At 59.1% G+C, this 14,144-nt stretch carries 14 protein-coding genes and 1 pseudogene; 7 read left to right on the forward strand and 8 right to left on the reverse strand.

Annotated features, from left to right (window positions below; all coding sequences use genetic code 11):
- Positions 1 to 5 precede the first annotated feature (5 nt).
- Together QE453_RS16950 and QE453_RS16955 are read right to left on the reverse strand one after the other, a co-directional pair.
- Positions 6 to 581 carry a TadE/TadG family type IV pilus assembly protein gene (locus tag QE453_RS16950; protein WP_004442067.1) on the reverse strand — a complete coding sequence of 192 codons (576 nt, stop codon included), beginning with the start codon at positions 579 to 581 and terminating at the stop codon, positions 6 to 8.
- Complete coding sequence (locus QE453_RS16955; protein WP_309777525.1) at positions 568 to 1,839, reverse strand: pilus assembly protein; 1,272 nt, start codon at positions 1,837 to 1,839, stop codon at positions 568 to 570. Before QE453_RS16955 ends, QE453_RS16950 begins: the two co-directional genes overlap by 14 nt.
- Before the next feature lie 428 nt (positions 1,840 to 2,267).
- Here QE453_RS16955 and QE453_RS16960 point away from each other — a divergent pair, with 428 nt between their 5' ends.
- The 5 genes from QE453_RS16960 to QE453_RS16980 all read left to right on the forward strand — a co-directional run bounded on the left by QE453_RS16960 (position 2,268) and on the right by QE453_RS16980 (position 7,585).
- Positions 2,268 to 3,395: an S-(hydroxymethyl)glutathione dehydrogenase/class III alcohol dehydrogenase gene (locus QE453_RS16960; protein WP_022556250.1), complete on the forward strand. Its 1,128-nt coding sequence runs from the start codon at positions 2,268 to 2,270 to the stop codon at positions 3,393 to 3,395.
- Between the two features lie 137 nt (positions 3,396 to 3,532).
- Positions 3,533 to 4,423, forward strand: coding sequence for a hypothetical protein (locus tag QE453_RS16965; RefSeq protein ID WP_309777527.1), 891 nt, complete (start codon positions 3,533 to 3,535; stop codon positions 4,421 to 4,423).
- Positions 4,424 to 4,531: 108 nt separating this feature from the next.
- Positions 4,532 to 4,795 (forward strand): acyl carrier protein, encoded by a 264-nt coding sequence (locus tag QE453_RS16970; RefSeq protein ID WP_034499138.1) that lies wholly within the window; start codon positions 4,532 to 4,534, stop codon positions 4,793 to 4,795.
- On the forward strand, positions 4,792 to 6,324 hold the full coding sequence (locus tag QE453_RS16975; RefSeq protein ID WP_112554473.1) for an AMP-binding protein: 1,533 nt from the start codon (positions 4,792 to 4,794) through the stop codon (positions 6,322 to 6,324). Before QE453_RS16970 ends, QE453_RS16975 begins: the two co-directional genes overlap by 4 nt.
- Positions 6,308 to 7,585 carry a type III PLP-dependent enzyme gene (locus QE453_RS16980; protein ID WP_309777529.1) on the forward strand — a complete coding sequence of 426 codons (1,278 nt, stop codon included), beginning with the start codon at positions 6,308 to 6,310 and terminating at the stop codon, positions 7,583 to 7,585. The genes QE453_RS16975 and QE453_RS16980 overlap by 17 nt, the downstream gene beginning before the upstream one ends.
- On the opposite strand, the pseudogene QE453_RS16985 reads toward QE453_RS16980, so the two are convergent.
- The 6 genes and pseudogenes from QE453_RS16985 to coaD all read right to left on the reverse strand — a co-directional run bounded on the left by QE453_RS16985 (position 7,586) and on the right by coaD (position 13,049).
- Positions 7,586 to 8,744, reverse strand: a pseudogene (locus tag QE453_RS16985) (aminodeoxychorismate synthase component I).
- Positions 8,745 to 8,935: 191 nt separating this feature from the next.
- Complete coding sequence (gene tgt, locus QE453_RS16990; protein ID WP_269842131.1) at positions 8,936 to 10,066, reverse strand: tRNA guanosine(34) transglycosylase Tgt; 1,131 nt, start codon at positions 10,064 to 10,066, stop codon at positions 8,936 to 8,938.
- The gene (gene queA / locus QE453_RS16995; protein WP_244404921.1) at positions 10,066 to 11,148 is read right to left on the reverse strand and encodes a tRNA preQ1(34) S-adenosylmethionine ribosyltransferase-isomerase QueA; all 1,083 of its coding nucleotides are present in this window, start codon (positions 11,146 to 11,148) and stop codon (positions 10,066 to 10,068) included. The genes tgt and queA overlap by 1 nt, the downstream gene beginning before the upstream one ends.
- Positions 11,149 to 11,410: 262 nt before the next feature.
- Complete coding sequence (locus QE453_RS17000; protein ID WP_037093468.1) at positions 11,411 to 11,920, reverse strand: peptidylprolyl isomerase; 510 nt, start codon at positions 11,918 to 11,920, stop codon at positions 11,411 to 11,413.
- Positions 11,921 to 11,956: 36 nt separating this feature from the next.
- A complete protein-coding gene (locus tag QE453_RS17005; RefSeq protein WP_004442095.1) occupies positions 11,957 to 12,526 on the reverse strand; it encodes a peptidylprolyl isomerase in 570 nt (189 codons plus the stop codon).
- A 28-nt stretch (positions 12,527 to 12,554) separates the two neighbouring features.
- Positions 12,555 to 13,049 carry a pantetheine-phosphate adenylyltransferase gene (gene coaD, locus QE453_RS17010; RefSeq protein WP_004442098.1) on the reverse strand — a complete coding sequence of 165 codons (495 nt, stop codon included), beginning with the start codon at positions 13,047 to 13,049 and terminating at the stop codon, positions 12,555 to 12,557.
- A 436-nt stretch (positions 13,050 to 13,485) separates the two neighbouring features.
- Between coaD and QE453_RS17015 the strand changes: the two genes are divergently transcribed.
- Together QE453_RS17015 and QE453_RS17020 are read left to right on the forward strand one after the other, a co-directional pair.
- Complete coding sequence (locus QE453_RS17015) at positions 13,486 to 13,665, forward strand: hypothetical protein (protein WP_004442101.1); 180 nt, start codon at positions 13,486 to 13,488, stop codon at positions 13,663 to 13,665.
- A 38-nt stretch (positions 13,666 to 13,703) separates the two neighbouring features.
- The gene (locus tag QE453_RS17020) at positions 13,704 to 13,838 is read left to right on the forward strand and encodes a hypothetical protein (RefSeq protein ID WP_004442104.1); all 135 of its coding nucleotides are present in this window, start codon (positions 13,704 to 13,706) and stop codon (positions 13,836 to 13,838) included.
- The last annotated feature ends 306 nt before the right edge of the window (positions 13,839 to 14,144 follow it).

Genomic DNA, 14,144 nt, shown 5'->3' on the forward strand with positions numbered 1-14,144 from the left:
GCCGATCATTCCGTCACCCGTACGGCCGTGACCGCCAGAGACACATTCTGCAGCTGACGAACGCCTCCGAACTTGGGCACAAGCAGATGTGTCGTCGGCATGACGAAATTCCAGTTGTAGCCGATCGCAAGTATATATTGGCCGGCAGAACTGTTCGGCGCCTGAAAGCGGTTGACGATGGGGAAGGAGATCGGCGTCGCGACGATGTCGTCATCGGCTATAGGAACAAGCGTTATCTTCAGGGTTTCCGTGTCCGTAGCCCCGATAAACTTGGCCGCGATCGCACGCCGAAGCGCGTCCGCAGTCACCTGCTCCCGCTGCATCGCCGCTTTACGAAGATATTCTATGCCTGCAGTCGTGGCCGTCGACAGGTTGAGATGATAAAGGAACAACAGACCGATTTCCAATATCCCGAAGATCAGAATGAGGAAGAACGGCATCAATATCGCGACCTCAATCGCTGCTGCCGCCTGCCTGTCATCGGCAAAACGCCGATAATGCCCAAGCCACCGGTTATTGAAACGAGAGGACGTTGGACGTTTTTTCGGCCGTCGAGCTTCGACGCGGTTACCGGCGCTCATCGCCGTACCTTCCGATATATCTCAGTTCGAACCCGGTGATGATGCCGCCGACGCTGTCACTGAAACCCGATGCGGCGATGGTGAGCTTGTATACGGAGTAGGTGTCGACCGTGAATTTCTTCTGGTAATAGCGCCACTTGATGGCCTGATCGACGGGATTTTCCATGCCCGGTCCCTGCCGCATGTTGAAGACCGGTTTTACAGTGCCCAATTGTGGCCGAAGCTGCTGCAGGGTGACATCGATGCCGTTCGTCTGCTCAGCGGTAATCAGCTTGCCGGGATTGGAAGGGTCCTTGAAATGACTCTTACGGCCGTTGTACCACACGGATATCTCATAGTAGCCGGGATGAAGCTCCACTTTTTTGAAGATGGAGCTGTTGGCGTTCATGGGCTTTTTCCCCCCTTGCCTCACCGCGCCCCAGTCGCTGTCCAGCTCGATCACGTAGCGCGTCGGCAAGGACGCATTATTGCCAGTGGAGTCGTCGACCATATCCCTGCGCGTGTTGGCCGCCTTGTCTGTGTCTTTGATATCGCAGGCCTTGTCGTTGAGGGTTTCCTTGTCTTTCTCAACTTTCTGCGCAAACCCGTCCGGATAGCCATCCCAGTCGTGATTCTTGCGGCAGCAGGGGCTGCTCCAGTCCTGCAATTCGATACCGGGGTCTGTCCCGCCGTCCCAGCGGATCTCGGTATAGCGATAGACCCCCCAGCAACCGCCGGGGGTCCTTGCGGTGACCCCGTTTTTTAGAACGCGCTCTTTATCGAGTGAGGTTTTCTCAAAATCATTATTGACCAGTACTTCACCATCATAGGGATAAGGCGGGATGCCCTGGCAAGTGTAGTTCAAACGATACTTGAATTCGTCGAGGCTGAACATCTTGGCAAACAGCAGATTATAGCCGAACTCCGCCTTCATATCCGTGCGCAGCCAGTCAATGACAACATCGCGGGTGATCACCTTTTGTTTTGTAGACTGGATCATCGAATCGAAGGTTGTAAGCACGGCTTCCCGGCGGTCCTCATCTTCAGGCGTATCGGTCCGCGTGGGCTTGGTCGATCGTTCGCAGGCCAGCGCCATGACGCGCTTTGACTGGTTGTAATAGACCAGCGCCCGGCCGCCTTCGAAAAGCACCCCTAACAGAAGGACGAAGAGGGGCAGCAACAGTGCGGTCATAATGGCGAAAGCGCCTTTGCGGTCCTTGAGCAGCGAGAAAAACGCTCCCCTTTCCCGTGCTGCTTTTTTTATCCACCTGCTCGTCATCAAAACACCGTCTCATGTCGCTCATCACCATGGGAAAGGCGCGCTGTGAAAAGCGACTGGCCTGGCTTTCTGCGACGCTAAATATGTCCGGCTAACGCCGGTCGATTGAAAATTGCTCTTTGGCCGCCTGCGGCGCTGCTTTTCGGGCAACGCCGCCTGACCACTGAAAATACAGGGGTCAATTAACACGCAAACCGTAAATCAAAGCTCAATCGGAACTAAAAAATATGACGCAAATTCATATGCTTAGTTTATTCATTAATAAATTAGCTATCTTCGATAGAAGCGTATGAGCGTGTGACGCCGGTATAGGATTTGCATCCACGGTGACATGCGTAAACACAAACTTGGGCTCGCCCCTTGTCCCTCCAGCCAAGCTCGGGCAAAACAGCCCTGTTCAATCACAAGACAATGCCAGGAGATAAGATATGGACGTTCGCGCCGCAGTTGCCATTCAGGCCGGAAAACCGCTTGAGGTCATGACCGTTCAGCTCGAAGGTCCCCGGGCCGGCGAAGTGCTGATCGAGGTCAAGGCGACCGGCATCTGCCACACCGATGACTTCACCCTTTCCGGCGCCGATCCGGAAGGCCTGTTTCCGGCCATTCTCGGCCATGAAGGCGCCGGCATCGTCGTGGATGTCGGACCGGGCGTTACCTCCGTCAAGAAGGGCGATCATGTCATTCCGCTCTACACGCCGGAATGCCGCGAGTGCTATTCGTGCACCTCGCGCAAGACCAATCTCTGCACCTCCATCCGCGCCACGCAGGGCCAGGGCGTGATGCCGGACGGCACCTCGCGATTCTCGATCGGCAAGGACAAGATCCATCACTACATGGGCTGCTCGACCTTCTCGAACTACACGGTTCTGCCGGAAATCGCCGTCGCCAAGATCAACCCGGACGCCCCCTTCGACAAGGTCTGCTACATCGGCTGCGGCGTGACGACAGGCATTGGCGCTGTCATCAACACCGCCAAGGTGGAGATCGGCTCCACGGCCATCGTCTTCGGCCTCGGCGGCATCGGCCTCAACGTGCTGCAGGGCCTGCGTCTTGCCGGCGCAGACATGATCATCGGTGTCGACATCAACCCGGACCGCAAGGCCTGGGGCGAAAAATTCGGCATGACCCACTTCGTCAACCCGAAGGAAGTCGGCGACGATATCGTGCCCTATCTCGTCAACATGACGAAGCGCAACGGCGACCTGATCGGCGGCGCGGATTACACCTTCGACTGCACCGGCAATACCAGGGTCATGCGCCAGGCGCTGGAAGCCTCCCATCGCGGCTGGGGCAAGTCGGTCATCATTGGCGTTGCGGGTGCTGGCCAGGAAATCTCCACGCGTCCGTTCCAGCTCGTCACCGGCCGCAACTGGATGGGCACCGCATTCGGCGGCGCGCGCGGCCGCACGGATGTGCCGAAGATCGTCGACTGGTACATGGAAGGCAAGATCCAGATCGACCCGATGATCACCCACACCATGCCGCTCGAAGACATCAACAAGGGCTTCGACCTGATGCACAGGGGCGAAAGCATCCGCGGCGTCGTCGTGTACTGATCGGCCGGCAACGTCAGCAGGCGCGCAGCACGCGCGCCTGCCCATTCATGCAAATGTGATCGCTCCTTCGGCCTTGCAGCCAGCGCGATTAACGGGACGGTAAATCTATCGTTGTAATCCCATAACGCGCGGTGGGGTTGAAAAATCTCTTCCTCAGGCCGAGTGACGCCAGACAGCGGAGAGCGCCCCTGAAAATCGTATCGATCGATAACGGAAACCGCGCCGCCGCCATCAGTCTTCTGACGAAAGGTTTCCCTGAAAAGAGCGAGGCCTTCTGGTCCCGCGGGCTTGCGCTGATCGCCGAACATCACGAACGCCGGCAACTCGGTCCCGTCGGGCAATTGCTGATGAAAGGTGACGCCACCGCCGGTGTATTGCTGACAATCAAAAGCCGCCTGCCGGATACCGGCACTGTCGTCGTCAATCTGTCCAGCTGGTATGTCGAGCCGGCTTGCAGATGGTTCGCGCCGCGCATGTTGCAAATGGCGTCGTCTTCAGAGGATGAGGTCTTCACCGACCTCACCCCCTCGGCCGAAGCCTGCAGGCTGAATGAGAGGCTGGGCCTTCACACGGTGACGGATTGCACGCTTTTTTATCCCCTGCCGTTGAAGGCGTTGCGCCCCTCGAGCGCCCGCCTCATAACGCTTGCCTCCGCTCAACCCGGTACGCTGACCAGCGAGACGCGTGAGATGCTTGAAGATCACGCGCGCCTCGGCTGCATCGTCGCCATCATGCAGGCGGATGGCCGTCATTACCCGCTGGTCTTTCTGAAAACGGCGACCAAAAGGGCGCCCTCCGCGCGCCTCATCTATTGCGAGGACCGCGCAGTCGTACAAAGACACATTTCCGCGGTCGCCCGCCATCTCCTTCGCCACGGCAGATTTGCCATGACGATGGCTGCACTCGAGGGTGAACGAAACGCGGGCGGCTTCGCTGCACATAAATCTGCGCCGATACAAGTAAAAGGCGCATGGAACCCACAATTTATTAACGAAACATACTCAGAGTTGGTGTTATTGCCACCCTAGGTATTTTAGTGGTGCTAGGGTTGTCCTGACCGAAACCTGGCCTTTACAGATAAACGGGGTTCCGGGGCGGGAGCCATGGAAAATATACGGGGAGATCGGGGAATGAACATGCTTGCAGCAAAAACGAGCGAAATAGAGATTGCTGATACCATTCACTCCTATCTTTCGGACCGTTTCCCTGCCTATGCACCTTTTTCGGCCGACACGCCGCTTCTCGAGGGAGGCGTCATCGATTCACTCGGCTTTCTGGAGCTGATGATCTTTCTTGGTGAAGGCTTCGGCATCATTCTCGACGACGAACATTTCACCCCCGACAACCTTGGCACGCCCGCCGATCTCGTCGCCTTCGTCCTCAGGGAACGGAGGAGATGACACCTCCTTACCTGCTGCACCACCTGCTGGGCGCGCGCGCGGCAAGCGACGGGCAGGCGATCGTTTATAAAGACACATCCCTGAGCTACCGGCAATTTGCCGAAGCGGCGGAACGATGCGCGGCTGCCTTGCAGCAGGCTGGGGCGCAACGCGGCGACCGGGTCGTCATTTTTCTGCCGCGAGGCACGGAAGAATGCTGGGCGATCTTCGGCGTCAGCATGGCCGGATGCGTCTTCGTGCCGGTCAATGCGCTGCTGAAGGCGCAGCAGATACGCCATATCATCGTGGATTGCGGCGCAGAACTTGTCATCAGCAATGCGACCATGCGCGACGAGCTGAGCGCGGCGCTGGAAGGTCTGGCCGGTGTCCGCGTGCTACTGGCGAACGATATCGCCGAAGGCAGCAAGACGTCAGTCAAAAGCCCGGCGGCAATCGGCGAAGACCTCGCGGCGATCCTCTATACATCCGGTTCTACCGGCTCACCCAAGGGCGTGATGCTGTCGCATCGCAATCTCCTGGCCGGCGCGCGCATCGTGCGCACCTATCTGGAGATTACCGGCAAGGATCGCATTCTTTCCCTACTGCCCTTCAGCTTTGATTATGGCCTCAACCAGCTGCTGACGGCAGTGGAACAGGGCGCGACAACAATCATCTCCACCTTTAGGCTCGGTGACGATATCGTCCGCGACCTGCGCGACCATGCCGTGACCGGGCTTGCCGGGGTGCCGACAGTCTGGGCGATCCTGACGAGGGCGGCGCCGTCGCTTGCCAGGACGCCGCTTCCGCATCTGCGTTACATCACCAATTCTGGCGGGCGCGTGCCGCAGGAAACTGTGAAGGCGCTGCGCGAAAAGCTGCCGGACACGAAAATCTACCTGATGTACGGCCTGACCGAAGCCTTCCGCTCCACCTTCCTGCCGCCGGATGAAATCGATCGCCGCCCGACCTCCATCGGCAAGGCCATTCCCGAATGTGAGATATTCATCGTCACCGCCGAGGGACAGCGGGCAAAGCCCGGCGAACCCGGCATTCTCGTGCATCGAGGCCCGACCGTTTCGCTGGGCTACTGGAACCGGCCGGAAGACACGGCGAAAGTCCTGCGCCCGCATCCCTTCATTCCGGCGGCACTGGGCGGAGAAACCGTATGTTACTCCGGCGATCTGGCGGTGGAAGACGAAGACGGGTTCTTCAGCTTCGTTGCCCGTAACGATGCGATGATCAAGTCTTCGGGTTATCGCATCAGCCCGACCGAAGTCGAAGAAAGCCTGATGTCGACAGGCTTGTTCCAGCAGGTCGCCGTCATCGGCCTTCCGGACCCCTTTGCGGGGGAAAAGGTGCATGCCGTGGCGACTGCCGCCAATGAAAATATCGATGTTTCCGCGGCACTGAAGAAGGCCGCTGAAATGCTCGCCCCCTTCATGATCCCGCGCGCCATCGAGCTGGTCGACCGGTTGCCGGTCACCGCCAATGGCAAGGTGGACTACCGCGCGCTTGTGCGCGAACGGACGGACAATGGCGCCCACGGATAAACCCCAGAGCCACGGTCCCGCCCTTGCGGCCGCGTCATTCGATATCAGTGAAAACGATCTTGTGATCGGCGGGCTTGCCGTGCGCGATATCGTCGCCGAAACCGGAACCCCATGCTTTCTCTATGATGCTGGCGCGATGCGCCGCGCCTACCGCGATCTCCAGGCGACGCTCTCCGGTTTTGCCGATATCTATTATTCGGTGAAGGCCAATCCCCTGCCCGCCATCATCGCGCTCTTCCGGCAGGAAGGCGCCGGCGCGGAAATCGCTTCCGCTGGCGAATATCGCGCCGCTATAAAGGCCGGGGTCGCGCCGGAAAACATCATCTTTGCCGGGCCCGGTAAAAGCAGAGCCGAATTGCACGAAGTGATCACGGGCGGCATCGGCGAAATCCACGTGGAAAGCGCCGAGGAAATTGCCCGCATCGAGGCAATCGGCAAACCCGTCAAGGCCTCTGTCCGCATCAATCCGGTGCCGGATGCGCAAGCCGGCGCAATGCGCATGGGCGGCAAGGCCACCGCTTTTGGTTTCGATGAGGAAGAACTGGAAAATATCCTGCCGCTTTTCCAGCGCGCGGGCGTTATCGATCTCGTCGGCATCCATATCTATGGCGGCACGCAGATTCTCGATGCGGACATGCTTGTCTCGCAATGGCGACATGCCATCGCAATTGCCGCCCGCATGGCGGAAATGCTCGGCAAGCCGCTTGAAACCATCGATCTCGGCGGCGGCCTCGGCATCCCCTACTTCGCCGGCGAAGCACCGCTCGATCTCGCGAAGGTAAAAGCCGCCGTCCCCGATCTGAAGGCACTGCTGAAAGCGCATCCGCTGATCGCCGACGCCCATGTCATCGTCGAGCCCGGCCGCTTCCTCGCCGGTCCGGGCGGCATCTATACGGCCGAAGTCAATTCCGTGAAGACCTCGCGCGGAACCACCTTCGTTGTGACGGATGGCGGCATGCACCACCATCTGGCCGCTTCGGGCAATCTTGGTCAGATCGTCAAGCGCAACTACCCCATCGTTGCGCCCGCCATGATGCAGGCCGACCACGCGGAGACTGCAACTGTCGTCGGCCCGCTCTGCACGCCACTCGATACGCTGGCTCGCAATGCGGCATTGCCGAGGCTCCAGGCCGGTGACCTCATCGCCATCCTGCAGTCAGGCGCCTATGGCGCAAGCGCCAGCCCCGGGGGTTTTCTAAGCCACGCGGTGGCGAAGGAAGTGCTGGTGGAAAATGGGGCGTTTGAGATGATCGGGCGATAATCACCCTCGCAGCAGCCTGTCCCCCACAGCGAATTTCGATTTCAGCAGGCACTCGTCATATTCCGCCTCAGCCACGGAATCGAAGACGATGCCGCCGCCGACATTAAAGACGGCGCGACCGTCATCGAACAGTGTCATCGTACGGATCGCCACCGAAAAGCGCATTTCACCACCAGGAGACATGAGGCCGATGGCGCCGCAATAGGCGTCGCGGGGCGTCGCTTCCAGTTCGCGCAGGATTTTCATCGCCCACATTTTGGGCGCACCGGTAACCGATCCGCAGGGAAACAAGGCGGCGAAAATGTCTTCCACCGTCATGCCAGGCAAAAGTTTCGCCCTGATATGGCTGACCATCTGGTGCACGGTCGGATAGGTCTCGATATCGAAAAAGCCGTGGCACATCGAGGCTGCCGACCTCGGTGATGCGGGAAATATCGTTGCGCAAGAGATCAACGATCATCCGGTTTTCGGCGAGCGTCTTTTCATCCGCAAGCATCGCCGCGATGATCGCCCTGTCCTCCTCCGCATCCGCTCCGCGCGGCGTCGTTCCCTTCATGGGATGGGTTTCGATGAACCCCTGCCCGTCAACCGAGAAAAACAGTTCCGGCGAGCGTGACAGGATGACCGGGCCGCCGAGATCGACCAGCGCGCCATATTTCACCGGCTGGCGCTCGATCAATGACCAGAATGCCGTCAGCGGATCGCCGCTCCAGCGGGCATGGACGGGCATGGTCAGATTGCCCTGATAACAGTCGCCCCGGCGTATATGGTCGTGCAACAGTTCGAAACACCGCCGATACTCGGGAAGTGTCCATGCCGGAACCGGATCGGCAAGAAACGCATCCGCGCCCGGAACTTCGTCAGGCCGCGCAAAGCGGCCGTCATCCGGCTGCGGGCCGGAAAAGACCCCGAAATTCAGGAACGGCACGTTGCGCGGTTCTTCCGCAAAAGGCGCAAGCTTCGGCTCGAACAGGAAACCGGCCTCATAAGACATATAGCCAGCTAAATACTTTCCGGCACGTCGCAGTTCTTCCATGCGCTTCAGCGCTGCAAAAAACGCTTCTCGCTCATCCGCGACGATGATTTCCTCCGGCTCGGTGAAGGCTGTCACCGTGCCGGTCGTGTCATCCCGGAAAAGAACGTAAGGCGCATGTGCCAAGGAAAAATCCGTAGAAGGTAAATCTGGAGACTTCAGGGCGTCGGAAAGATACCTTTCCATCGTCATCCCCGGTTCCCGGATCAAGTCCGAGGATGTCCCGAGGATCTACCACCCGTTGACTTTAGCGACCTCGGCAGATCCTCGGCACGAGACCGAGGATGACGTCGAGTGTGGAGACAGGTCACGAGGCATTAAACCGGGTCTATATCGCCCCGCGCCCACATTTCGATGGTTTCCGCATAAAAATCGGCGAAACGGCCTTCCTCGATCGACTTGCGGATACCCTGCATCAGCTCCTGATAATAGGCAAGATTGTGCCAGGAAAGGAGCATGCCGCCCAGCGCCTCGTTGGCGCGTACGAGGTGATGCAGATAGGCGCGGGAGTAATCGCGCGAGGCCGGGCAGTTGGACTGTTCGTCGAGCGGGCGCATATCCTCCGCATGGCGGGCATTGCGGATATTGACCTTGCCGCGGCGCGTGAAGGCCAGACCATGACGGCCGGAACGCGTCGGCATCACGCAGTCGAACATGTCGATGCCGCGCGCCACCGATTTCAGGATATCGTCAGGCGTGCCGACGCCCATCAGGTAACGCGGCTTTTCAGTGGGCAGCACCGGCAGGGTAATATCGAGCATGCCCAGCATCACATTCTGCGGCTCGCCGACGGCAAGGCCGCCGACCGCATAACCCTTGAGATCGAGCTGCTTCAGCCCTTCGGCGGAGCGAATGCGCAGGTCCGGCTGGTCGCCGCCCTGCACGATGCCGAACATGGCCTTGCCGGGCTGGTCGCCAAAGGCGACGCGGCAGCGCTCGGCCCAGCGCAGCGACATTTCCATGGCGCGCTCGATTTCCTTGCGCTCGGCCGGCAGCGCGATGCACTCATCGAGCTGCATCTGGATGTCCGAATCGAGCAGTCCCTGAATTTCGATCGAGCGTTCCGGTGACATGTGATGCAGCGAACCGTCCACATGGCTCTTGAAGGTCACGCCCTTCTCATCCAGCTTGCGCAGACCGGACAGCGACATCACCTGAAAACCGCCGCTATCGGTGAGGATCGGGTGTGGCCAGCGGATCAGCTCATGCAGGCCGCCAAGGCGGGCGACACGCTCGGGGCCGGGCCGCAGCATCAGGTGATAGGTATTGCCGAGAATGATATCCGCCCCCAGCTCGCGCACCTGATCAAGATACATGGCCTTGACGGTGCCGACAGTGCCGACGGGCATGAAGGCGGGCGTGCGGATGACGCCACGCGGCATGGCGACTTCGCCTAGGCGCGCGCCGCCGCTCGTGGCTTTCAGGGTGAAGGTGAATTTGTCGTGCATCAGTTTTTCCGGAACAACAGGCTGGAATCGCCATAGGAATAGAAACGGTATCCGGTTTCGATGGCGTGCTTATATGCGTCACGCATCGTTTCGAGACCGCAGAAAGCCGAAACCAGCATGAACAGCGTCGATTTCGGCAGGTGGAAATTGGTCATCAGCATATCGACCGCGCGGAAACGATAACCGGGCGTGATGAAAATGCCGGTCGCATCGGACCACGGGTGAATGATGCCATCCTCCGCAGCCGCGCTTTCAATCAGGCGCAGCGACGTCGTGCCCACGCAGACAATGCGCCCGCCCCGCGCCTTGACCGCATTCAGCCTGTCGGCTGTTTCCTGCGAGACGTGGCCGATTTCGAAATGCATCTTGTGATCGTCGGTATCATCAGCCTTGACCGGCAGGAAGGTGCCTGCCCCAACGTGAAGCGTCACGAAATGCCGCTCGATACCGGCCTTGTCGAGCGCCGCAAATAGCTCAGGCGTGAAATGCAGCCCGGCGGTAGGCGCGGCAACGGCGCCCTTCTCGCGGGCGTAGATGGTCTGGTAGTCGGTCTGGTCCTGCGCATCTTCCGGCCGTTTGGCCGCGATATAGGGCGGCAGGGGAATATGGCCGACGGAGGCAATGGCCTCGTCCAGAACGGGACCGGAGACGTCGAACAGCAGCGTGATCTCGCCCTCCTCGCCCTTCTGCTCGACGGTGGCCTCCAGATGGGCAAGGCCGCAGGCGTTGTCGCGCTCATAACCGAAACGGATGCGGTCGCCCTGCTTGATGCGCTTGCCGGGACGCGCGAAAGCCTTCCAGCGGGACTGATCGGCGCGCATGTGCAGCGTGGCCGAAACGGCCGTCTCCGGCGCGCCTTCGCGCAGCCTGACACCTTCAAGCTGGGCGGGAATGACGCGGGTGTCGTTGAAAACAAGCGCATCGCCGGCCCGCAGGAAGGACGGCAGGTCGAAAACGCGATGGTCTTCCATGCGATTTTCATTCGGATCGACCACCAGCAGGCGCGCGCTGTCGCGCGGGTTGGCCGGGCGAAGGGCGATATTCTCCTCGGGCAGGTCGAAATCGAACAGGTCTACACGCATTGCAAGGGCTCTCGAAAATATCAAAACCCGCCCTCAATGGGGCGGGCGGTGTGTAGTGACAAGGCTTCGTCTAACGAGACGTCATCCTCGGGCTTGTCCCGAGGATCCAACCACGTTGCCGTTGGGGATCGTTAGATCCTCGGGACATCCTCGGGCTTGATCCGGGGACCGAGGATGACGGCTGAGAGGTTGGCACCCTTGTCATCAATGTGAAACGCCCCGCAGTTTCCTGCGGAGCGGGTAAACACGTTATACGCTACCTTCAAGCCGCCGAAGCGAGCTTCATGGACACGATCGAATCGGGGTCCTTCACCGGCTCGCCGCGCTTGACCTTGTCGATGGCTTCCATGCCCTCGATGACCTGGCCCCAGACGGTGTACTGCTTGTTGAGCCACGGGGAATCCGTGAAGCAGATGAAGAACTGCGAGTTGGCGGAGTTCGGGTTCTGCGAACGGGCCATGGAGCAGGTGCCGCGCACATGCGGGATGGCGGAGAATTCTGCCTTCAGGTCCGGCTTTTCGGAGCCGCCCATGCCGGCGCGGGCCGGGTTGAAGCTTTCGGAACCCTTCTTGCCGAATTTCACGTCGCCGGTCTGGGCCATGAAGTCTTCGATGACGCGGTGGAAAACGACGCCGTCATAAGCACCTTCCGATACCAGTTCCTTGATGCGGGCAACGTGGCCCGGAGCAACTTCCGGAAGCAGCTGGATCAAGACCTTGCCGGTCGTCGTTTCCATGATGATGGTGTTTTCCGGATCCTTGATCTCGGCCATGATTATTCTCCTCTGTTCGGGCTCTATTGCCCTGTCTTACTTCTTGCCGACAGTGACCTTGATCATCCGGTCGGGGTTGGAAACTTCGCCGTTGCTGCCCTGCCCGCGCTTGATCTTGTCCACGGCTTCCATGCCGGACACGACCTTGCCGACCACGGTGTACTGGCCGTTCAGGAACGGACCGTCGGCAAACATGATGAAGAACTGCGAATTGGCGGAATTCGGATCCTGCGAACGGGCCATGCCGACCACGCCGCGCGTGAACGGAACCTTGGAGAATTCGGCCGGAATATCCGGCAGGTCAGAGCCGCCAGTACCTGCGCGCTGGGCGCTGAAGCCCTTCTCCATGTTGCCATACTGCACGTCGCCGGTCTGCGCCATGAAGCCGTCGATGACGCGGTGGAAGGCCACGTTGTCGTAAGCGCCCTTCTTGGCCAGCGCCTCGATCTGCGCCACGTGCTTCGGCGCGACGTCGGGCATAAGCTCGATGACAACGGGGCCGTCCTTCAGCTGGACGGTGAGAAGTTCGGCGGCAGACGCAAAGGTGCTGGCGGCAAGCGCGCCCGCAAACATGGCGCCGGCAAAGGCAAATCGAACGAGTTTCATCGGATTGGCTCCAAATGTAAGGCTGAAGTCAGCGCTTCAGCTTGGCGTTAAGGGCTTCAAGCACGGCTTTCGGCACAAAGGCTTCGACATTGCCGCCCATGGCGGCGATCTGCCGAACCAATGTGGCTGTAATGGGTCGCGACGAGGTGCCGGCGGGCAGGAACACGGTCTGGATATCGGGCGCCATCTGGCGGTTCATGCCCGCCATCTGCATTTCATAATCGAGATCGGTGCCGTCACGCAGGCCGCGCAGCAGAAGTCGCGCGCCATGCTGACGGGCCGCATCGACAACCAGATTATCGAAGGAAACGACGTCCATGCGCGCCGCTTCGCCCGGCAGCTGCTCCGCAAGCGCCTGCTTTATCAGCCCTGCCCGTTCCTCGAAACTGAACATCGGCGCTTTTCCGGGATGAATGCCAACCGCGACAATGACCTTTGACGCCACGTTCAGCGCCTGGAGAAGCACATCCAGATGTCCGTTGGTCATCGGATCGAAGGATCCTGGATAAAAGGCAATCGTCATATCGCTCTCAGATGGTGGGCGCGTCTCGACGCTTCAGCATATGTGCCGCCTTTTGTCATGGAGAAGCACGCGGCGCAAGACTTTATAACCACCCCTCACAAGCGCGGCCGTGCCGTGAACCCCCGATGAACGGGCCGTTCAGTGCGGTTTCAGAGCCATTTTGTTTAAATGCACAGCATCGGGAAACCGAAACGCCTTTCGCCCGTTAAGCAACCGGAGAATCGAAAATGCTGGCCTTCATGATCGTCGTTTCGGTCATCTCGTCATTCGCAGCCGAGTATCTTTTCCTCGAATGACGGCCTCAGCCAGTTTCCTGAACGCCAGATGAACGAGCCATTCAAGGAAGTTTCACCGGGGCGATGCTAATCGATTTTTATGATTGACGCGGAACATGATCGGACATGGTGCGTTAACAAGAAACCAAAGGAACAGACAAATGTTTGTAAGAGAAAAACAGTCTACTTCGGCGAAAATCAGCGTCATCAGCACCGCCTGGACAGTTCTGGTTATCGCAATGGTAGCAACGACGTTTAGCCTTTATGAACAAAAGCCTGAAAAGCTTGGACCTGACTATCCGCAACTGACCGCCCGCTACCAGTATATGAATTATTACTGATAACGGGGAGAAACTCTCGAAACTCCGGAGACGACATCATGTTCACATTTCTGACGATGCTTCTTGCCCTGATCAGCGTAATGTTCGTGATGTCAATGATCTCTGTCGTCGCCGAGATGCGACGCGAGGACGAGGAGTTCAAGGCGATGATCCGGCGCGACCGCGCTTTCTGAGTGCGGCAGGCTGGCATAAATCAGCTTTTAAAAATGATTGTTCTCTGCCGCCCTGGAGCCTCCGGGCGGTTCTGTTTTGAAAGGCCTGCGATGGCCGCCCTCGTTCCTGTGCTTGTCACGGGAATCCAGTCAACACCGTCTGTGCGACGGAAAGACTCTTTTCAGCCCAAGGACTTGGGCGGGCTCGATTCCTGTCACAAGCACAGGAATGAAGGTGTGGACGCCGCTGATATCCATCCGTTGCCTCCATTTCGGCGCCTCCAATCACACAACCGTTTTCAAAACCCCGTTTTTCCAAGGGAAATT

Source organism: Agrobacterium sp. SORGH_AS_0440, from assembly GCF_031453135.1.
GTDB lineage: Bacteria > Pseudomonadota > Alphaproteobacteria > Rhizobiales > Rhizobiaceae > Agrobacterium > Agrobacterium pusense.

Coding starts and splice junctions, on each gene's coding strand:
- QE453_RS17020 (WP_004442104.1), top strand. CDS start 13,704: ATGTTCACATTTCTGACGATGCTTCTTGCCCTGATCAGCGTAATGTTC.
- tgt (WP_269842131.1), bottom strand. CDS start 10,066: ATGCACGACAAATTCACCTTCACCCTGAAAGCCACGAGCGGCGGCGCG.
- coaD (WP_004442098.1), bottom strand. CDS start 13,049: ATGACGATTGCCTTTTATCCAGGATCCTTCGATCCGATGACCAACGGA.
- QE453_RS17000 (WP_037093468.1), bottom strand. CDS start 11,920: ATGGCCGAGATCAAGGATCCGGAAAACACCATCATCATGGAAACGACG.
- QE453_RS17005 (WP_004442095.1), bottom strand. CDS start 12,526: ATGAAACTCGTTCGATTTGCCTTTGCCGGCGCCATGTTTGCGGGCGCG.
- QE453_RS17015 (WP_004442101.1), top strand. CDS start 13,486: ATGTTTGTAAGAGAAAAACAGTCTACTTCGGCGAAAATCAGCGTCATC.
- QE453_RS16960 (WP_022556250.1), top strand. CDS start 2,268: ATGGACGTTCGCGCCGCAGTTGCCATTCAGGCCGGAAAACCGCTTGAG.
- QE453_RS16970 (WP_034499138.1), top strand. CDS start 4,532: ATGCTTGCAGCAAAAACGAGCGAAATAGAGATTGCTGATACCATTCAC.
- QE453_RS16980 (WP_309777529.1), top strand. CDS start 6,308: ATGGCGCCCACGGATAAACCCCAGAGCCACGGTCCCGCCCTTGCGGCC.
- queA (WP_244404921.1), bottom strand. CDS start 11,148: ATGCGTGTAGACCTGTTCGATTTCGACCTGCCCGAGGAGAATATCGCC.
- QE453_RS16955 (WP_309777525.1), bottom strand. CDS start 1,839: ATGACGAGCAGGTGGATAAAAAAAGCAGCACGGGAAAGGGGAGCGTTT.
- QE453_RS16950 (WP_004442067.1), bottom strand. CDS start 581: ATGAGCGCCGGTAACCGCGTCGAAGCTCGACGGCCGAAAAAACGTCCA.
- QE453_RS16975 (WP_112554473.1), top strand. CDS start 4,792: ATGACACCTCCTTACCTGCTGCACCACCTGCTGGGCGCGCGCGCGGCA.